The sequence below is a fragment of the Bradyrhizobium cajani genome, from assembly GCF_009759665.1.
In the GTDB taxonomy this organism is placed as follows: Bacteria; Pseudomonadota; Alphaproteobacteria; order Rhizobiales; family Xanthobacteraceae; genus Bradyrhizobium; species Bradyrhizobium cajani.
Genome location: NZ_WQNE01000019.1, coordinates 82,753 through 101,234 on the forward strand (window position 1 = coordinate 82,753; position 18,482 = coordinate 101,234).

Here is an 18,482-nt window from a genome sequence, read left to right on the forward strand (position 1 = left end):
TATTTGAGGCAGGGCTGGAGCTACTATCTGTTTCAACAAGGACCGCTGGGGGTTATGGGTCCCTGCTTCCGCAGGGACGACAGCGGATAGATAGCGGACTGAACCAGAATTACAAAATGAACCGGCTCAGATCGGCATTCTTGGCGAGATCGCCGACGTGCTTCTGCACGAAGTCCGCATCGACCCGGATGGTCTCGCCGTTGCGATCGGGCGCGGTGAAGGAGATCTCGTCCAGCACCCGCTCCATCACGGTCTGGAGCCGCCGGGCGCCGATGTTCTCAACGGTGGAATTGACGGCGACCGCGACATCGGCCAGTGCGTCGATGGCGCCGTCGGTGATGTCGAGTGTGACGCCCTCGGTCTGCATCAAGGCGACATATTGCTTGATCAGCGAGGCCTCGGGCTCGGTCAGGATGCGGCGCATGTCGTCGCGGGTCAGGGCCTGCAATTCGACGCGGATCGGCAGACGGCCCTGCAATTCCGGCAACAGGTCGGACGGTTTTGCGACGTGGAAGGCGCCGGAGGCGATGAACAGGATATGGTCGGTCTTGACCGCGCCGTGCTTGGTCGAGACCGAGGTGCCCTCGATCAGCGGCAACAGATCGCGCTGCACGCCCTCGCGCGAGACGTCGCCGCCGACGCGGCCGTCGCGTGCGCAGATCTTGTCGATCTCGTCCAGGAACACGATGCCGTTGTTCTCGACCGCGTTGATCGCTTCCAGCGTGAGCTGCTCGGTGTCCAGCAGCTTGTCGGATTCCTCGTTGACAAGGATCTCGTGCGAGCCTTCCACCGTCAGCCGCCGCGTCTTGCTGCGGCCGCCCAGCTTGCCGAAGATGTCGCCGATCGAGATCGCGCCCATCTGCGCGCCCGGCATGCCCGGGATCTCGAACATCGGCATGCCGCCGCCGGAGGACTGGGTCTCGATCTCGATTTCCTTGTCGTTGAGCTCGCCCGCGCGCAGCTTCTTGCGGAAGGATTCGCGGGTCGCGGCGCTCGAATTGGCGCCGACCAGCGCATCGAGCACACGCTCTTCGGCCGCGAGCTGGGCGCGTGCCTGCACGTCCTTGCGCTTGCGCTCGCGCACCTGGACGATCGCGACCTCGACGAGATCGCGCACGATCTGCTCGACGTCGCGGCCGACATAGCCGACCTCGGTGAATTTCGTCGCTTCCACCTTCAGGAACGGTGCATTCGCAAGCTTGGCCAGCCGCCGCGCGATCTCGGTCTTGCCGACGCCGGTCGGGCCGATCATCAGAATGTTCTTCGGCAGCACCTCCTCGCGCAGGGAGCCTTCGAGCTGTTGCCGGCGCCAGCGGTTGCGCAGCGCAATCGAGACGGCGCGCTTGGCGTCGGCCTGGCCGACGATGAAACGGTCGAGTTCGGAAACGATTTCGCGGGGGGAGAAGTCTGTCATGGCACCTTAGCTAGGGTCGGATGCGGGGTAGGACAAGCCGATTTTTTCGGCCGTCAGAGGATGGGCGGGCCGGATTGCCATTGCTTCACCGCCTCGACCGGATGGATCAGCATCAGGATATTCAGCGTCAGATTGTCGCGAATATGGAGCGCCAACATGATCTCGAAGCCGAGCCCGACCAGAAGGGTGATGGACACCGGCAGCACGCGGGCGACGAGGAACCCGAGCACCATGAACAGCGTGTCAGAGACCGAATTGACGATGCTGTCGCCGTAATAGTCCAGCGAGATCGTGCCGGCGCGGTAGCGCTCGATGATGAACGGGGAATTCTCGACGATCTCCCAGGCGCCTTCGATCAGCATCGCGATGATCAGCCGTGCCGGCCAGGACAGAGGCAGCCAGGGCAGTCGCGCAAACAGGAGCCAGGTCAGGCCGTAGAACAGGAAGCCGTGAAGAACGTGCGAGAAACTGTACCAGTCGGCGACGTGCTGGGAGTTCTCCGAGCTGTACACCACGCCGTGCCACAGCTTGATGGTGCCGCAGGTGCAGATCGGCACCCGCCCCATCGCAAACAGGATTGCGGCTTGCAGCGCCAGCAGCAACAGCGCGATGGCGACCCAGGCGAGTGCCGGGAACGCGGCCTTGCTCGCGTGGGTCTGCGTCAGCGTCACGTCTCGCGCACCATCAGCAGGGCCGGCCCGTCGGGCGTCTCGACCATGCGGTCGCGGACAAATCCAGCCTTCTCATAGGCGCGTACGGCCCGCAGGTTGAGCGGGTCCGGATCGGTCACGATGCGCGGCGGCCCTTCCCGCAACCGCTCATCGGCGAACTGGCGGATGAACGCCGAGCCATGGCCACGGGCGATCATGTCGCTCTCGCCGATGAACTGATCGATCCCACGCGTGCCCTCCGGTTGCAGCCCAAAGCCCGTATTCCAGGCGGTCAGGCGGTAGCACTGAAGATAGCCGAACGGCCTGTTGCCGGCCAACACGATGTACTGGTCCATCGCGGGTTCAGTGAGGTCGCCGCTGACCAGCGCAAACTGTTCAACCGGATCGCCCCACCATTCCACCACATGCGCTTCGCCCAGCCATCGCCGGACCAGCGGCAAATCGGCCGAGGTCATCGGGCGGAAGGTGTAGGTGGTCGTCATTCAGTTACCAAGGCGGTGCTGCGCCCCCTCTCCCGCTTGCGGGAGAGGTTACAGCCAGTCCGGAGCTCACCTGTTCGGCCACGGGCTCTAGCCAGCCGACAGGGCTTCGATGGTCACGTTCCGGTTGGTGTAGACGCAGATGTCGGCAGCGATGTCGAGGGAACGGCGGACGATGGTCTCGGCGTCCTTGTCGGTGTCGAGCAGGGCCCGGGCAGCGGCCAGCGCGTAATTACCGCCGGAGCCGATCGCCATCACCCCGGCCTCGGGCTCGAGCACGTCGCCGGTGCCCGTCAGCACCAGGGAGACGTCCTTGTCGGCCACGATCATCATGGCTTCCAGCCGCCGCAGATAGCGGTCGGTGCGCCAGTCCTTGGCCAGCTCGACGGCGGCCCGGGTCAGCTGCCCCGGATATTGCTCGAGTTTGGATTCCAACCGCTCAAACAGGGTGAAGGCGTCGGCGGTCGCGCCGGCAAACCCGCCGATGACGTCGCCCTTGCCGAGCCTGCGGACCTTCCTGGCGTTGGACTTGATCACGGTCTGACCGATCGAGACCTGGCCGTCGCCGCCGACCACCACCTTGCCGCCCTTGCGGACCGTCAAGATCGTGGTGCCGTGCCAGACCGGTGAGCTGTTCTGGGAATCCTGCATGAATGACCCTCGTTGTCTGGCCTGATTTAGGCGGTCAGGGGCAGGGGCACAACGGGCCGTTCCGGCCTCAAATTTCGCTCACCATAGGCCCAAGATAAGCTCAAGTGCCGCCCTGATCGGCCGTTCCCGCAGTAGCGAAGGCGTCATTTGGCTGTTAAAAGACCGGCGTTTTCGGCCCCCGAGCATGATCCGGAAAAGTGGGCACCGGTTTTCCGGGAAAGATCATGCTCAAATAGAAGCGAAAGCTAGTTTTGATGCGCACCGCGACGATCAAGCGCAAGACCAAGGAGACCGACATCGAGGTGACCGTGAACCTCGATGGCACCGGCGTGTCCAATATCGCGACCGGCATCGGCTTTTTCGACCATATGCTCGATCTCCTCGCCCGCCATTCCCGCATCGACCTCACGGTCAAGGCGGTGGGCGACCTGCACATTGATCATCACCATACCACCGAAGACACCGGCATCGCGCTCGGCCAGGCCGTCAAGCAGGCGCTCGGCACCATGGCGGGCATCACCCGTTACGCCGGCGTGCACATGCCCATGGACGAGACGCTGTCGCGCGTGGTCATCGACATCTCGGGCCGCCCGGTCCTGGTGTTCAAGGTCGACTTCCCCCGCGACAAGATCGGCGAGTTCGACACGGAGCTGGTGCGCGAATGGTTCCAGGCCTTCGCCATGAACGCCGGCGTGACTCTGCACGTCGAGACCCTATATGGCGATAACAGCCACCATATCGCCGAATCCTGCTTCAAGGGTCTGGCGCGGGCGCTGCGGGCGGCGGTCGCGATCGATCCGAAGGCTGTGGACGAAATCCCGTCCACCAAGGGCTCGCTCGGCGGCTGACATCTCCGTCGCGCGGCGAACGCTGCTGACGGCATCACTGAATTCAGAGAACGGGGCATCACCATGCCTGTCTACACAGTTCATGCTCCCTCACCTGCCGGAGCCGATCTGCGCGCCACCGACAAGTTCGTCTTCGTGCGCGACGGCTTCCATTTCTGGGCGATGATTTTCGGTCCGTTCTGGCTGCTCTGGAATCGGCTGTGGCTGGCATTGATCGGCTGGTTGCTGTTCATCGCCGCATTTCATGCCGGGTTGTCCAGCCTTGGGGTCGGACGCAGCTCGATCTTCTTCGCCGATGTCATCATCGCGCTGCTGATGGGTCTCGAGGCCTCGAGCCTGCGCCGCTGGTCTTTTTCACGCGGCAAGTGGCGTCAGCTCGATGTCGTCGTGGCCGACGACGAGGACAGCGCCGAGCACCGCTTCTTCGAGCGCTGGAGCCAGAAGCAGCAAGGCATCGTCAACGATCAATGGGCCGTCGATCGCGGCGGTCCGCCGCCGACCCGCAACGTGCCGGGTCAGCAATTTTCCAGCCCGCCGCCGCTGCCGGCGGGCGGCATCATTGGATTGTTTCCAGAACCGGGAGGGTCAAGATGAGCGTTGCCATCATCGATTACGGTTCCGGCAATCTGCATTCCGCCGCCAAGGCGTTCGAGCGCGCCGCGCGCAGCCTGGAAAATCCGCAAAAGGTCTTCGTCACCAGCGATCCGGACCAGGCCTACAGCGCCGACCGCCTGGTGCTGCCGGGCGTCGGCGCGTTCGCCGATTGCCGGCGCGGGCTCGATGCCGTCAACGGCATGGTCGAGGCGATCACGGAGGCGGTGCGCGTCAAGGCCCGGCCCTTTTTCGGCATCTGCGTCGGCATGCAGTTGATGGCGAGCCGCGGCAAGGAGCACGTCATCACGGAGGGGCTGAACTGGATCGGCGGCGACGTCGAGAAGATCATGCCGCGCGACGAGGGCCTGAAGATCCCGCACATGGGCTGGAATACGCTCGACGTGTTGCAGGAGCACCCGGTGCTGAACAAGCTGGCGCTCGGCCCGAAGGGCCAGCATGCCTATTTCGTGCACTCCTACCACCTCAACGCCGCCAACGAGGCGGATGTGCTCGCGCGCGCCGATTACGGCGGGCCCGTCACCGCGATCGTCGCCAAGGACACCGCGGTCGGCACGCAATTTCACCCCGAGAAGAGCCAGCGTTTCGGTTTGGCCCTGATCTCGAACTTCTTGCGATGGAAACCGTGATTCTCTTTCCCGCGATCGACCTCAAGAACGGCCAATGCGTGCGCCTCGAGCAAGGCGACATGGCGCGCGCGACCGTGTTCAATCTCGATCCCGCCGCGCAGGCGCAGAGTTTTGCCGAGCAGGGTTTTGAGTATCTCCACGTCGTCGACCTCGACGGTGCCTTTGCCGGCAAGCCGGTGAATGCGCAGGCTGTCGAGGCGATGCTGAAGACGATCAGGATTCCCGTGCAGCTCGGTGGCGGCATTCGCGATCTTGCCACCGTCGAAGCCTGGCTCGCCAAGGGCATCACCCGCGTCATCATCGGCACCGCCGCGGTGCGCGATCCCCAGCTGGTGAAGACTGCGGCGAAGCAATTCCCCGGCCGCGTCGCGGTCGGGCTGGACGCCCGCGACGGCAAGGTCGCGGTCGAGGGCTGGGCCGAGACCTCGCAGGTGACGGTGCTGGAGATCGCGCAGCGTTTCGAGGATGCCGGCGTTGCCGCCATCATCTTCACCGACATTGCGCGCGACGGCCTGCTCAAGGGCCTGAACCTGGACGCGACCATTGCGCTGGCGGATGCCATCTCCATCCCCGTGATCGCCTCCGGCGGCCTCGCCTCGATCGAGGACGTCAAGGCGATGCTGACGCCGCGCGCCAAAAAGCTCGCCGGCGCGATCGCCGGCCGTGCGCTCTATGACGGCCGGCTCGATCCCGCCGCCGCCCTCACCCTGATCCGCAACGCGCGCGGCTAGGAGACATCGGATGTTCAAGGTGCGCGTGATCCCCTGCCTCGACGTCAAGGACGGAAGGGTCGTCAAGGGCGTCAACTTCGTCGATCTGCGCGATGCCGGCGATCCCGTCGAAGCGGCGATCGCCTATGACGCCGCCGGCGCCGACGAGCTGACCTTCCTCGACATCACGGCCACCCATGAGAACCGCGGCATCATGCTGGACGTGGTCCGGCGCACCGCGGAAGCCTGTTTCATGCCGGTGACTGTCGGTGGCGGCGTGCGCAAGGTCGACGATATCAAGACGCTGCTGCGCGCCGGCGCCGACAAGGTCTCGATCAACAGCGCCGCGGTGTCGCGGCGCGAGTTCGTGAAGGAAGCGGCCGAAAAATTCGGCGAGCAATGCGTGGTGGTCGCGATCGACGCCAAGCGGGTCAAGCGGCCGGGCGGCGACCGCTGGGAGATCTTCACCCATGGCGGGCGCAATTCGACCGGCATCGACGCCATCGAATATGCCCAGGAAGTCGTCTCGCTCGGCGCTGGCGAAATCCTGCTCACCTCGATGGATCGCGACGGCACAAGGCAGGGTTTCGACATTCCCCTGACCCGGGCAATCGCCGACAGCATTCCCGTTCCCGTGATCGCCTCGGGCGGCGTCGGCAATCTCGATCACCTCGTCGACGGTATCCGCGACGGGCATGCCACCGCCGTGCTCGCTGCCTCGATCTTCCACTTCGGGGAATTCACCGTCCGCGAAGCCAAGGAGCACATGGCAAGGCGCGGGCTGCCCATGCGCCTCGATGCCTGACGACTCCACTTCATAAAAATGCTACACATGTGCCAGCGGGGAATGGCCTCCGTGGCCTGTGTGTTTCTGAGTAATGCCGATGTCGCGTTTCACGATCCACGATCTGGCCGAGACCATCGATGCCCGCGCGGCATCCGGTGGCGAGGCGTCCTATACCCGCAAACTTCTGGACAAGGGCGCCGAGCATTGCGCCAAGAAGTTCGGCGAGGAAGCAGTCGAAACCGTAATCGCAGCAGTCGAAAACGACCGCGCGCATCTGATCGCTGAAAGCGCCGACCTGCTCTATCATTTCCTTGTGCTGCTGAAGGCCCGCGGCGTAAAGCTGGAAGAGGTCGAGGCCGCGCTGGACAAGCGGACGAACATGTCAGGGTTGGAAGAGAAGGCGTCGCGCAAAAGCGGCAACTAGCCGAGGTGGAAAGGTCGCGTCATGGATATCCGCGCACCCGAGCAGCAGTATAATCCGTACCGCGTCTATACGCGGGAGGAATGGGCGCGGCTGCGCGACGACACGCCGATGACGCTGGAGCCGGGCGAGTTCGATCGCTTGCGTTCGCTGCACGATCGCCTCGATCTCAAGGAGGTCGAAGACATTTACTTGCCGCTGTCGCGCCTGCTCTCGATCTATGTCGATGCGATGCAGCGCCTGTATTACGCGGAGCGCCAGTTTCTCAACATCCGCGACCGCAAGGTGCCCTATATCATTGGCGTCGCTGGTTCGGTCGCGGTCGGAAAATCCACCACGGCGCGCGTGCTCCAGGCCCTGCTGGCGCGCTGGTCGCCGCGCCCGAAAGTCGACTTGATCACCACCGACGGATTTCTTTACCCGAAGGCCCTGCTCGAGCAGCAAGGCATCCTGCAGAAGAAGGGCTTTCCGGAGAGCTACGACCTGCCGCTGCTGCTCGGATTCCTGTCCGACATCAAGTCGGGCCGCCGCCATGTGCGCTCGCCGGTCTATTCGCATCTGACCTACGACATCGTCCCGAACGAATGGGCCGAGATCGACCAGCCCGACATCCTGATCGTCGAAGGCGTCAACGTGCTGCAGACCGGTAAGCTGCCGCGCGACGGCAAGGCAGTGCCTGTCGTCTCCGACTTCTTCGATTTCTCGGTCTATATCGATGCCGACGAGGCGGCGCTGCGCCAGTGGTACATCAAGCGCTTCCTGGCGCTGCGCGACACCGCGTTCACCAATCCAAAATCCTACTTCAACCGCTACGCGCTGTTGTCGGACGAGGAAGCCACCGCGACCGCCACCGCGATCTGGGAGCGCACCAACCTCGCCAATCTCGAGGACAACATTTTGCCGACGCGTCCGCGCGCGACGCTGATCCTGAAGAAGGGCGCCGACCACGCGGTGGAGAGCGTGGCGCTCAGGCGGCTATAATCGCGCCGGTGAACATGTCTCCTGACCGGTCCGGCAAGAGTGTCTCTTGTTGCAGACCAACGATGGGTACTCCACTATGCCTTCGAAAACGGCGAGGGCACCATGGTTGATCGTCTCAGAAGCGCTGCGGAGCAGCTTGAAGCGCCGAGTTGCCCGGACTGCCATATCGAGATGAAGTGGTTCCGCTCCGAACTGCTTGCGGACGAGCCGACCCCGATCATCGCGCATCTCTTCGTGTGCCCGCATTGCAAGCGCGCGGCCCAGGCAGAGACCATCTTCAAGGGAACCCAAGCGCCGCCTGACAAGCTCTCCGCGCCGCGTTTTATTGCTTGTGCCCTATAACAGGTCATTCCGGTTCGGCCAGATCCGGTCGCGCTTTCGAACCGACGAAGATGTGCCACGCCGTCAGAAACATTGCGGCGACGAGCGGGCCGATGACGAAGCCGTTCGCTCCGAAAGTCGCAAGGCCGCCCAGGGTGGCAAGCAGCACAACATAGCTTGGCATTCGGATCGACTGACCGACCAGGACAGGACGGAGAAAATTGTCGGCAAGACCGATCACGAAGGTACCGAAAGCGAGCAGGATTATTCCCTTCGTGATTGAGCCTGCCACAAGCAGGTAGAGCCCGACCGGAGCCCAAACCAGGGCGGAGCCGAGCACGGGCAGCAGCGAGAGCATCGCCATGAGGGCGCCCGCCAGCAGCGGCGCAGTCAGGCCGAGCAGCCAGAAGATCAGCCCGCCAAGCGCCCCCTGAATCAGGGCAACGAGAACGATCCCGTTGATCGTCCCGCGGACCGTCAGGGTGAACGCATTCAGGATCTCGGCGGTGTGGCTCGGGCGCAGCGGGAGCGCGTCGCGGATGTGTGCATTGAGCTCGTCGCCGTCGCGCAGCAGGAAAAACAGCAGGTACAACATCACGAGCAAGCTTGCCACGAACTCCAGCGTCAACTGACCGATGTTGATCGCATGCCCGGCCAGCTGTTGGCCGGCCGGGACGACCAGACTCGACAGGCGCTCTTTCAAGGCCGAAAGGTCGATGCCCGCCAGGCGATCTGACATGGAAACAACCCAGTCGGGCAGCGCGGCTTTCAGTTGCTGCAGGGGATGAGCGAAACTGATCTCCCCGTTCTGAATGCGCTGATACAGCTCCCCTCCCTGGTCGACGAGCGAAGCGATCACGATCGCCACGGGGATCAAGACCATGACGACCACGACGACGACAGTGAACAATGCGGCAAGGTTGTGCTTTCCCGGGAAGGTTCTCAGGGTGCGTCGATAGAGCGGCGCGAAGATGATTGCCAGCAGCGTGGCCCACAACAATGCTCCGGAGAACGGCCAAAGCACCCAACCGAACGCAACGGAGATCGCGGCGAGCAAGACGAGGAATGAGCGGTTTTCCGATGTTCTCACGTGTTCGCCAGCCTTTCAGTCGCTAGACACAAGACGCTGGTATCACAAGATCATGGCGAAGCGGCAAGTCGGGCTGCCTCGCTGGGTTGCGGTAACGCTCGGTGATCCCGATTTGCCGAGACGTCGCCGGATCATGCGCTCGTGACCCCGCTTATTGCTGGCCTTCCCAGCCAGACGGTGCGGATCAGACTTGAGAAAGCCCGGAATTTCCGCCGCGCCAGGCAGCCTGGGTCGGATGCCCGGCTCGTCACTTGCTTGTTTTCGCGCTCCAATCGGCGAGCTTGATGCGCCCCGCAAAGGCCGCGGCGCCGGAGCTGCTGGCCTTGTAGACGAAAGCCTCGCCTTCCTGCACGTCGCCGGCCTCCTTGCCGAAGGCATCGGCGATGTTCGTCTTGTGGGTGACCAGGAAGGTGTTGGTGCCGGCCTTTGGCGGCGCATCGACGAGCTGACGCACGGCCTGGCCGGCCTTTGCATTTGCGCCGGTCGGGTTTGCCATTCCCGACGCACTGGCGTTGCTGCTGTCAGTCAACGCCTCGACCGGCTTGACCTCCCGGCCCGAGATCAGCTTGGCGGCTTCGATCGCGCGGTTCAGCCGGCTGGCATAAACATCGCCGATCGGAATCGCGAGCTCCTTGATCACCGTGCCGATTTGGCGCGCTGTGTCCCTGCCCTTTTCACTGAGCTGGCGCTGGGCGCTCATGTCGTCGAACCTGAAGGGGTAGACGTCCTTTTGGCTGTCATCGGTGGCAGTGTGCCGAAACACCAGAACGTAGCCGCCCTGCTTGAGCGATGTGATGAGCTCCGGCGTATCTGCCGCGGCGGACCGGGAGACTCCAGCGAGAAGGATAATGACGGCGAGGCGGCAAAGGACGGTCATGCGCGCTATCCTTTTCCTGCAAATGTCCCCTCAAGGATGGTGACGCGCAACGTGGTCGATTTCAATCGTCGACGGTCCGTCGAATGGAGGTTCCCAGGCGCGGGGAGCTTCGGGGTTCCGGATCAGACGGCCAGATGCCGTGACGCGATGAGGCCAGCCAACGCCTCATCCAGCTTTTCCCGGTCCAGCGGCTTGATCAGGAATCCATCCATACCTGCCTCGAAGCAGGCGTAACGATCCTCTGCCAGCGTGTTCGCCGTCAGTGCCAGGATCGGCGTGCGGTGGCCACCGGCGCCGGCCTCGTGCGCGCGGATGCGCTTGGTCGCCTCGATGCCGTCGAGCTGCGGCATCTGGATGTCCATCAGCACGAGATCATAGGGCGTGGCGGCGGACCGCGCAGCGAGCCAGGATTCCAGCGCGGCATCGCCGTGCGTTGCGATGACGACGCGGTGACCGAGCCTGGTCAGCAGCGACCGCATCAACAGCGCGTTGATCTCGTTGTCCTCGGCGACCAGGATCGAAAGGCCGTTCGCCGGCCTCGCGCTTGCGATGGGCTCGACCGGCGGTTCCGGCGCAAGATCAGGCGAGATGATCTCGGGCGCCAGCGCGAGCCGTGCGGCGAGCGAGGCCGCGCGCAGCGGCTTCACCAGAAAGCCGGTGAACGCCGCCGAAAATTTCTCGTGGCGCGAGCTCGGCGTCAGCAGCACCAGCCGCTGCGTCGCATGCGCGCGGGCCGCTTCGCCCAGTCGGTCGGCAGAGACCGGACCGAGCGCGCGATCGATCAGCACTGCGTGCCATGAACGTTCCGGCAGCAGCGCTTCCGCCACGGCGGCGTCGGTCACCATGCAGGTCTGGCCGCCCCAACGCTCCAGCCGCCGCGCGATCAGCGACGCCTCGATACCGTCGGCGACCAGGAGAAGCGACTTGCCGGTGAGGTCCGGACTGGGAAATGCGGTTTGTCCCGCGTCGGCTTGCGATGGCGCGAGCGGCACCGCGACCTCGAAGGTCGAGCCCTTGCCCGGCTCGCTCGTGAGCGCGATACGGCCGCCCATGCGCTTGACGATGCGCTCGCTGATGGCAAGGCCGAGCCCGGTGCCGCCATAGGTGCGCGCAACGCGCTCGTCGGCCTGCTCGAATTCCCTGAAGATGCGCGACTGCGCGTCCGGTGCGATGCCGATGCCGGTGTCGCGGACCAGGAAGCTGATCTCGTTCGGCCAGATGCCGGGCTCGACGATCAGCGCGACACCGCCGCTTGCGGTGAACTTGATGGCATTGCCGGCGAGATTGAGCAGCACCTGGCGCAGCCGCGCGGCGTCGCCGACGACCTCGAGCGGCAGGCGCTCGTCGACATAGGATGCGATCTCGAGATTCCTGGCCTGCGCGCGCGGCGCCAGCAGTTCGGTGATTTCCTCGATCAGCGTGGACAAGGCGAAGGGGCGCTGCTCAAGATCGAGCTTGCCGGCTTCGATCTTGGAATAATCGAGCAGCTCCTCGATCAGCGCCATCAGTGCTTCGCCGGAGGTCTTCACCGCCCTGGCATAGGTCACCTGCTCCGGCGTCAGCGTGGTGTCGAGCAGAAGGCCGCCCATGCCGATGATGCCGTTCAGCGGGGTGCGGATCTCGTGCGAGGCCATCGCGAGGAAGCGTGACTTGGCGCGGTTGGCGGCATCGGCCAGGTCGCGCGCCTCGGACAGCGCGCGTTCGGTCTCGGTGCGGTCGGTGACGTCGCGTCCGACGCTCTGCAGTTCGGCCGGCTGGCCGGCATCGAGGCGCACGAAGCCTTCGCGCCAGGCGACCCAGCGCGCGCCGAGCGGAGTTGCGATTCGCTGGTCGTGGACCCGCGTGCCATTGCCCTCGCGGGCACTGTCGCCCTGCTCCAGCACGTCAAAGTCAAAACGCGTGCCGACTAGTGCGCCGCGCGCCTGCCCCGCGAGCGCGCAATAGGCGTCGTTGGCGAAGGTGATGCGGCCCTGGTGGTCGCGCAGCACGATCAGGTCGCCCTGCTGCTCGAACAGGCTGCGGGCGCGTTCTTCGGCTTCCTTCAGCTCCCAATTGCGGTCGATCAGTTTCTCGTTGTGGGCGGCCAGCGCGCGCAGCCGTTTGTTGACGAAGCGCAGCCGCATGCTCAGCGTCGCAAGGCCAAGACAGGCGAGTGCGAACAGGAAGCTCGCGCCGATCGCAAATGCGTTGGGGTCGTAGCCGGAACTCTCCGACCGGCTGCCGGCGATGAAGCCATAGGCGCCGCCGAACGTCGCCGAGAAAATCATCAGTGAGCGGATCGCGAAGGCGATTCTGGGGTGGCGGCGCCTGAAACGGCGCATGCGCACCTTGATCCGGAACGTCCGACCCATCGCAACCGACCCCGACTCTTTTCCGAAACTCCGCCGCCGCGTGCGACGATGTCGCGCCGACCTTGCGAACAGCTTGAGGCTCTGGTTCTGCCTCCAAACAGGGTTGACGAGATGTTAACGCCTCAGAGCGACGCCGCCTGGAGCGGGGGCGGGCGATCGCCGCCATGGGCGCCGACGATCAGGGCCGCGGCCTCGCGCTGCGAAAACGTCTTCGAGCGCACATAGATGCGGTAATCGGCCGGACCGTCGGTGGAGAGATAGATCACCGGGCCGCCGTCGACGGGCTGCGCGGCAATCGTGACAAGGCGTGTCGATGGATTGGCCTGGCAGGTATCCGGCTCCGAACCGAAGCCGTCGTCAACCACCGCAAAATCCGCAGCGTCGGCATCATCGGTGATCTGAACCCGCACCGTGGCCCGTGCGGGATCGTCGGTGAAGGCGACGTGGACGCCGGCGGTCCAGAACAGGGAGGTAAGCTCGACGGAGGTTTCGCCCAGGGCGATGCAGGGATGCGAGACCGATCCGACCTCGCCGCGGGCGAACACCACCGCCGCCAACATGGGAACAACCGAGGCCAGGATCTTGAGACGCAACATGACACTCTACTCGCCGGGCCCGTTGGGAACTGCACCTGGGAATACGCGGGCCTTATGGTTTGCAGAGAGTAAAGGAAACTCGTTACCGCCGGGTTGATGCGCGCGGTGGTCACGCCAGCTGGCGCACATCCTCCGCGAGTGCGCGGTAGGACAGCGCCTCGGCGAGGTGCAGGCGGCCGATCCTGTCCGCGTTGTCGAGATCGGCGAGCGTGCGCGCCACCCGCAGCACGCGGTGGTAGCCGCGCGCCGACAGCCGCATGGTCTCGGCGGCATCGCGCAGCAGTTTTTGCCCCTGCGCATCGGGCCTGGCGATCTCTTCCAGTACCGAGGCCGGCGCCTCGGCATTGGTGCGGACATGCGGCAGGCCGGCGTCCGCGTAACGCGCGAGCTGGATGTCGCGCGCCGCCGCCACGCGCGCGGCGACCTCGGCGGAGCCTTCCGCCGGCGGTGGCAGGATCAGATCGGCCGCGGTCACCGCGGGAACCTCGATGCGCAGATCGATCCGGTCCATCAGCGGGCCGGAGATGCGCGCCTGATAGTCGCCGGTGCAGCGGTCGATGCGGCCGCGCTTGCAGGCATAGCCGGGCTCGAATGCGTTGCCGCAGCGGCAGGGATTCATCGCCGCGACCAGCATGAAGCGGGCAGGGTAGGTGACGCGGTGATTGGCGCGGGAAACGGAGACCTCGCCGTTCTCCAGCGGCTGCCGCAGCGAATCCAGCACGCGCGGATCGAACTCCGGCAACTCGTCGAGGAACAGCACGCCTTGATGTGCCAGCGAGATCTCGCCCGGCTTTGCGCGCATGCCGCCTCCCGTGAGCGCGGCCATGCTGGCGGAATGGTGCGGCGAGCGGAACGGCCGCCGCGCGGTCAGTGCGCCGCCCTCGATCTCGCCGGCCACCGACGCAATCATGGAGACTTCGAGCAGTTCGCCCGGCGACAGCGGCGGCAGGATCGAGGGCAGGCGCGCCGCCAGCATCGATTTGCCGGCGCCGGGCGCGCCGATCATCAACAGGTGATGGCCGCCGGCGGCCGCGATCTCGAGCGCCCGCTTGGCGCTCTCCTGGCCCTTGATGTCGCGCAGGTCGAGCTTTGAGGCGGCGGCTTCGTGCACTTTCGGCGTGGGCCGCGACAGCACCTGCGTGCCCTTGAAATGGTTGGCGATCTGGATCAGCGAGTGAGCTGCGATGATCTGGATGTCGGGGCTGGCCCAGGCCGCTTCCGAGCCGCAGGACGCCGGACAGATCAGTCCCTCCTCGCGCACATTGGCGCCGATCGCGGCGGGAAGAACGCCGGCCACCGGTGCGATCGAGCCGTCGAGGCCGAGCTCGCCAAGCACCGTAAAGCCCGTCAGCGCATCCGGCGGGATCGCGCCGATCGCCGCCATCAGCCCGAGCGCGATCGGCAGATCGTAATGGCTGCCTTCCTTCGGGACGTCGGCCGGCGCCAGATTGACGGTGATCCGCCGCGCCGGCAGCGCCAGGCCCGAGGCGATCAGCGCCGAGCGCACGCGCTCGCGCGCCTCCGACACCGCCTTGTCCGGCAGGCCGACAATGGCAAAGGCCGGCAGGCCGGGGGCGACCTGGACCTGCACGTCGACCGCGCGGGCCTCGATCCCCTCAAAGGCGACTGTGGAAACCCGCTGAACCATGCCCGATCAAGCCTGCCCTCTTACACAATCGAGGGTAGCGGAGCGGGCCGGCTTTGGCAAGAACAATACGGGAACACAAATTGGTGCCCGGCCGGCCCCCTAACCAATCGTAAACGCAGCGCCGACACTACGCCTCGAATGCGAGCTTCTGTCCTCAGCACATTCCAACGAATGTCCGCTATTCCTGCGCTTGCGGGATGGGCCGTGGTCTAACGGGTGAACAATTCAAATGCTTGCAAATCGCCGGAGAAGCGAACGTCGGGTGTGCAGCCGGCTCGCCAAGATTCATTTTGGCGCGGGCTCGCTGCCGAGGGACTGCACGATCACGGATATCTCGGATGGGGGCGTGAAGGTGGTGGCGGAATTCCTGGAAGTGCCACCGCAATTCACCATCATCTTCGCACCGGATTATTCCCGCCAGTGCCGCCTGCGCTGGCGCATCGGCTGCGAATTCGGTGCTGAATTCACCGATTGAGCCGGACGGGCGACGTCCCTTAACGGGACTTTAGCGTTAATCGGTAAGCATCTCTGATCTGTTGCCGAGTGATCAGAGTATGTCCAAGCGTTCGTCCCTTGCCTTTCCCCCGGCGAGATTGCTGCTTCCCGCGCTCCTGGTGCTCGTCCTCGGTGGTTGCCAGACCACGAGCCTGGAGGACGTGACCGGCGCGCTCGGCGGCAAATCGGAAACCGCCGCCAAGGCCGACAGCAAGCCGGACATGGACGGCTTGCGCGAGCGCTACCGCGCCAAGCCCGGTGATCCCAACGTCGCGCTCGAATACGGCAAGGCGCTGCGCGAGACCGGCCAGCGCGCGCAGGCCGTCGCGGTGCTGGAGCAGGCCGTGCTCAACCATCCCAGCAACAAGGCGCTGCTCGCCGGCTACGGCCGTGCGCTCGCCGACAACGGCAATTTCCAGCAGGCCTTCGATGTGCTCAGCCGCGCGCATACGCCGGAAGATCCGGACTGGCGCATCCTGTCGGCGCAGGGCGCAGCGCTCGACCAGCTCGGCCGCAACGAGGAGGCGCAGCAATATTACGCCAGCGCGCTGAAGATCGTGCCCGACGAGCCGACCGTGCTGTCCAATCTCGGCCTGTCCTATATGCTGCAAAACAATCTGTCGAAGGCCGAACAGGTGCTCGGCCGCGCCTATCAGCGCAATCAGAACGATGCGCGGGTCCGCGCCAATCTCGCGCTCGTGCTGGGATTGCAGGGCCGCGAGTCCGAGGCCGAAATCCTCGTGAAGGCAGATTTGCCGCCGGATCAGGCCGCGGCCAAAGTTGCGGCGTTGCGCCAGGTGCTGGCGAAGAAACAGCAAAGGACGGACAAATAGTCCGCCCTCTTTCGATCTTTGCGATTCCCGATCTTTAAGACGCCTTGCGATGCGGGGCTGAGCCGCGCCCCGACCTGCCCTTCAGCTTCTTCAGCAGCGGTCCGAGCAGCGAGCGTTTCGGCTTCTTCACCTCGCCGCGCCCGGCGAGACGGTTCGCCATGGTCTGAAACAGCTCGGTGGTGCGGTGGCTCTTGGAGACCTCCGCGATCATCTGCCCGTTATTGGCGGCGGTCGAGAACAGCTTCGAATCGAACGGGATCACCGCGATCGGCTGGCTCTCCATCGTCTTGGCGAACGCCTTGACCTCGATCTCCGCACGCTTGTGCATGCCGACCTGGTTGAGACAATAGAGCGGCGGCCGGTCGTTCGGCCGCGCCGCCTTGAGCACGCTCAGCATGTTCTTGGTGTTGCGCAAATTGGCGAGATCGGGCTCGGCCACGATCACGATGTCGTCGGCGTTGACCAGCGCGCGCCGCGTCCAGCCCGACCATTGATGAGGGACGTCGAGCACGATGCAGGGCGTGGTCATACGCAACGTGTCGAAGATCGCGTCAAACGCTTCGGCGCCGAAATCGTAGACACGGTCGAGCGTCGCGGGCGCGGCCAGCAGGCTGAGCCGCTCGGTGCATTTGGCGAGCAGGCGCTCCATCAACGCCGTGTCCGGCCTGTCTTGCGACAGTACCGCGTTGGCGATGCCCTGCGCGGGGTCCTGGTTGTAGTCGAGGCCCGCGGTGCCGAAGGCGAGGTCGAGATCGATCACGACGGAATCGAGCGCAAGGTCGCGCGCGATGGTCCAGGCCACGTTGTGCGCGACGGTGGAGGCGCCGACGCCGCCCTTGGCGCCGACCACCGCGATGACGCGGCCGGTGATGATGGCCTCCGAGGCCGAGAACAGGCTGCAGATCGAGCGGACCACGTCGAGGGTTTCGACCGGTCCCACCACGTAATCGTTGACGCCGCGGCGCACCAGCTCGCGATAGGGCGCCGTGTCGTTGGGATTGCCGATCACGACCACGCGGGTGCCGGGATCGCAGACGCCGGCGAGGTCGTCGAGCCCTTCGAGAATGTCGCGCGTGCCGTCGGACTCGATCACGATGACGTTCGGCGTCGGCATCGTCTCATAGACTTCGATTGCCGCGGCAAGACCGCCGTCCCTGGCGGTGAGATGCGCCTTGGCGAGACGGCGATCCTGGCCAGCCGCGGTCACCGCGGCGAGCGTCTGCTCGGTCTCGCAAAATGCCTGCACCGAGATGCGAGGCACCGGCGCAATGTGTTCCTCGGGGTGCCGCGGATCGTCCGCTTCTTCGTCGTGGAAGCCTGTCATTTGCCTGTGTCGCTGAGTTTGGCCTTCTCGGCTTCGGGATAGGTGGTCGTCGTGGTCGTGCCCTTGCGGTAGCGCTCGAAGGCGATGTCGCGCCGCGCGGTATAGGCGGGCGTCTCGGCCCGCGGCTGCTCGAGATCGGCGGGGTTGTCGATCATCGCGGCGAGATTGCGCTGGCTGGCGCAGCCGAGATTGAAGTACGGCCGGTTCTCGTTGTAGCCGGGGTCGAGGATGTTCGGACCGACGTCTTCCGGCCACAGCCCGCAGGGGCCGGCCACCGCGGCGATTTTTGAATAACTCAGCCGGATCGTCGGCAGCAGTCCGGGATCCTCCGGGCGATAGGGATGCCGGACGACGGCGCGCGACGGCACACCGCCGGATGCGAGAACGGAACGGATTTCCTGATAGGTCGCCGTCGCCGCGCGCGAATTCGCGGTGTCGACGGGCACGTCGACGACGACGGAGCCGGTGCCTTCGCGCACCCAGTCCCGGGCAATGCCCGCGACGTCCGCGTGCTGCGCGGCCGACAGGCCGCCGCGCGCCTTGCCGACGAAGATGACGATCGAGCGCTTGCCTTCCTGCACTGCGATCGGGTGGCGCTGGCGATAGTCGGTCGGCACCGTCTGGGTGACGATCTCGCCGGTGGTGTTGCAGGCGCCGAGCATGACGGAGAGCCCCGTCAGTGCCAGTGCGATCCGCAGGTTGCGACGTCGATCGGCGATCGTCTTCGTCATCGCTTGGTCCCCT

Annotated in this window: 21 protein-coding genes; 10 read left to right on the forward strand and 11 right to left on the reverse strand. The window is 65.1% G+C overall.

Annotated features, from left to right (window positions below; genetic code table 11):
* Nucleotides 1-109: 109 nt before the first annotated feature.
* The 4 genes from hslU to hslV form a co-directional block, all read right to left on the reverse strand.
* Nucleotides 110-1,414 carry an ATP-dependent protease ATPase subunit HslU gene (hslU, locus tag GPL20_RS22235; protein WP_157331630.1) on the reverse strand — a complete coding sequence of 435 codons (1,305 nt, stop codon included), beginning with the start codon at nucleotides 1,412-1,414 and terminating at the stop codon, nucleotides 110-112.
* Between the two features lie 53 nt (nucleotides 1,415-1,467).
* Nucleotides 1,468-2,085 carry a DUF2585 domain-containing protein gene (locus GPL20_RS22240; protein WP_254125929.1) on the reverse strand — a complete coding sequence of 206 codons (618 nt, stop codon included), beginning with the start codon at nucleotides 2,083-2,085 and terminating at the stop codon, nucleotides 1,468-1,470.
* On the reverse strand, nucleotides 2,082-2,567 hold the full coding sequence (locus GPL20_RS22245; RefSeq protein ID WP_157331632.1) for a GNAT family N-acetyltransferase: 486 nt from the start codon (nucleotides 2,565-2,567) through the stop codon (nucleotides 2,082-2,084). Before GPL20_RS22245 ends, GPL20_RS22240 begins: the two co-directional genes overlap by 4 nt.
* 87 nt (nucleotides 2,568-2,654) lie before the next feature.
* On the reverse strand, nucleotides 2,655-3,215 hold the full coding sequence (gene hslV, locus GPL20_RS22250) for an ATP-dependent protease subunit HslV (RefSeq protein WP_157331634.1): 561 nt from the start codon (nucleotides 3,213-3,215) through the stop codon (nucleotides 2,655-2,657).
* A 254-nt stretch (nucleotides 3,216-3,469) separates the two neighbouring features.
* On the opposite strand from hslV, the gene hisB reads away from it, so the two are divergent.
* The 8 genes from hisB (at nucleotide 3,470) to GPL20_RS22290 (ending at nucleotide 8,545) form a co-directional block, all read left to right on the forward strand.
* A complete protein-coding gene (hisB, locus tag GPL20_RS22255; protein ID WP_157331635.1) occupies nucleotides 3,470-4,063 on the forward strand; it encodes an imidazoleglycerol-phosphate dehydratase HisB in 594 nt (197 codons plus the stop codon).
* A gap of 63 nt (nucleotides 4,064-4,126) precedes the next feature.
* Nucleotides 4,127-4,657, forward strand: a complete 531-nt coding sequence (locus GPL20_RS22260; protein WP_157331637.1) for a DUF2628 domain-containing protein — start codon at nucleotides 4,127-4,129, stop codon at nucleotides 4,655-4,657.
* A complete protein-coding gene (gene hisH / locus GPL20_RS22265) occupies nucleotides 4,654-5,304 on the forward strand; it encodes an imidazole glycerol phosphate synthase subunit HisH (RefSeq protein ID WP_157331638.1) in 651 nt (216 codons plus the stop codon). Before GPL20_RS22260 ends, hisH begins: the two co-directional genes overlap by 4 nt.
* Nucleotides 5,301-6,035, forward strand: a complete 735-nt coding sequence (hisA, locus tag GPL20_RS22270) for a 1-(5-phosphoribosyl)-5-[(5-phosphoribosylamino)methylideneamino]imidazole-4-carboxamide isomerase (protein ID WP_254125931.1) — start codon at nucleotides 5,301-5,303, stop codon at nucleotides 6,033-6,035. The genes hisH and hisA overlap by 4 nt, the downstream gene beginning before the upstream one ends.
* Nucleotides 6,036-6,045: 10 nt before the next feature.
* Nucleotides 6,046-6,819 (forward strand): imidazole glycerol phosphate synthase subunit HisF, encoded by a 774-nt coding sequence (gene hisF, locus GPL20_RS22275; protein ID WP_157331641.1) that lies wholly within the window; start codon nucleotides 6,046-6,048, stop codon nucleotides 6,817-6,819.
* A gap of 79 nt (nucleotides 6,820-6,898) precedes the next feature.
* Nucleotides 6,899-7,225 (forward strand): phosphoribosyl-ATP diphosphatase, encoded by a 327-nt coding sequence (locus GPL20_RS22280; protein ID WP_018646049.1) that lies wholly within the window; start codon nucleotides 6,899-6,901, stop codon nucleotides 7,223-7,225.
* Between the two features lie 21 nt (nucleotides 7,226-7,246).
* Nucleotides 7,247-8,203 carry a type I pantothenate kinase gene (gene coaA / locus GPL20_RS22285; protein WP_157331642.1) on the forward strand — a complete coding sequence of 319 codons (957 nt, stop codon included), beginning with the start codon at nucleotides 7,247-7,249 and terminating at the stop codon, nucleotides 8,201-8,203.
* A gap of 102 nt (nucleotides 8,204-8,305) precedes the next feature.
* Complete coding sequence (locus GPL20_RS22290) at nucleotides 8,306-8,545, forward strand: hypothetical protein (RefSeq protein WP_157331643.1); 240 nt, start codon at nucleotides 8,306-8,308, stop codon at nucleotides 8,543-8,545.
* Between the two features lie 4 nt (nucleotides 8,546-8,549).
* Here the strand turns inward: GPL20_RS22290 and GPL20_RS22295 are convergent, their stop codons facing one another.
* The 5 genes from GPL20_RS22295 to GPL20_RS22315 all read right to left on the reverse strand — a co-directional run bounded on the left by GPL20_RS22295 (nucleotide 8,550) and on the right by GPL20_RS22315 (nucleotide 15,086).
* The gene (locus GPL20_RS22295) at nucleotides 8,550-9,614 is read right to left on the reverse strand and encodes an AI-2E family transporter (protein WP_254125933.1); all 1,065 of its coding nucleotides are present in this window, start codon (nucleotides 9,612-9,614) and stop codon (nucleotides 8,550-8,552) included.
* A 247-nt stretch (nucleotides 9,615-9,861) separates the two neighbouring features.
* Nucleotides 9,862-10,491 carry a histidine phosphatase family protein gene (locus tag GPL20_RS22300; protein ID WP_157331645.1) on the reverse strand — a complete coding sequence of 210 codons (630 nt, stop codon included), beginning with the start codon at nucleotides 10,489-10,491 and terminating at the stop codon, nucleotides 9,862-9,864.
* Nucleotides 10,492-10,613: 122 nt separating this feature from the next.
* Nucleotides 10,614-12,842, reverse strand: coding sequence for a PAS domain-containing hybrid sensor histidine kinase/response regulator (locus GPL20_RS22305; protein ID WP_157331646.1), 2,229 nt, complete (start codon nucleotides 12,840-12,842; stop codon nucleotides 10,614-10,616).
* Nucleotides 12,843-12,964: 122 nt separating this feature from the next.
* On the reverse strand, nucleotides 12,965-13,438 hold the full coding sequence (locus GPL20_RS22310) for a hypothetical protein (RefSeq protein WP_157331647.1): 474 nt from the start codon (nucleotides 13,436-13,438) through the stop codon (nucleotides 12,965-12,967).
* A 109-nt stretch (nucleotides 13,439-13,547) separates the two neighbouring features.
* Nucleotides 13,548-15,086, reverse strand: a complete 1,539-nt coding sequence (locus GPL20_RS22315) for a YifB family Mg chelatase-like AAA ATPase (protein ID WP_157331649.1) — start codon at nucleotides 15,084-15,086, stop codon at nucleotides 13,548-13,550.
* A 229-nt stretch (nucleotides 15,087-15,315) separates the two neighbouring features.
* On the opposite strand from GPL20_RS22315, the gene GPL20_RS22320 reads away from it, so the two are divergent.
* Nucleotides 15,316-15,561, forward strand: a complete 246-nt coding sequence (locus GPL20_RS22320) for a PilZ domain-containing protein (protein WP_011083489.1) — start codon at nucleotides 15,316-15,318, stop codon at nucleotides 15,559-15,561.
* Nucleotides 15,562-15,640: 79 nt separating this feature from the next.
* Nucleotides 15,641-16,414 (forward strand): tetratricopeptide repeat protein, encoded by a 774-nt coding sequence (locus tag GPL20_RS22325; RefSeq protein ID WP_157331650.1) that lies wholly within the window; start codon nucleotides 15,641-15,643, stop codon nucleotides 16,412-16,414.
* A gap of 34 nt (nucleotides 16,415-16,448) precedes the next feature.
* Here the strand turns inward: GPL20_RS22325 and GPL20_RS22330 are convergent, their stop codons facing one another.
* Together GPL20_RS22330 and GPL20_RS22335 are read right to left on the reverse strand one after the other, a co-directional pair.
* Entirely contained in the window at nucleotides 16,449-17,738 is a 1,290-nt protein-coding gene (locus GPL20_RS22330) for a CpaE/TadZ family protein (protein ID WP_157331652.1), read from the reverse strand.
* A complete protein-coding gene (locus GPL20_RS22335; RefSeq protein ID WP_157331653.1) occupies nucleotides 17,735-18,469 on the reverse strand; it encodes a CpaD family pilus assembly protein in 735 nt (244 codons plus the stop codon). The genes GPL20_RS22330 and GPL20_RS22335 overlap by 4 nt, the downstream gene beginning before the upstream one ends.
* Nucleotides 18,470-18,482: the final 13 nt, after the last annotated feature.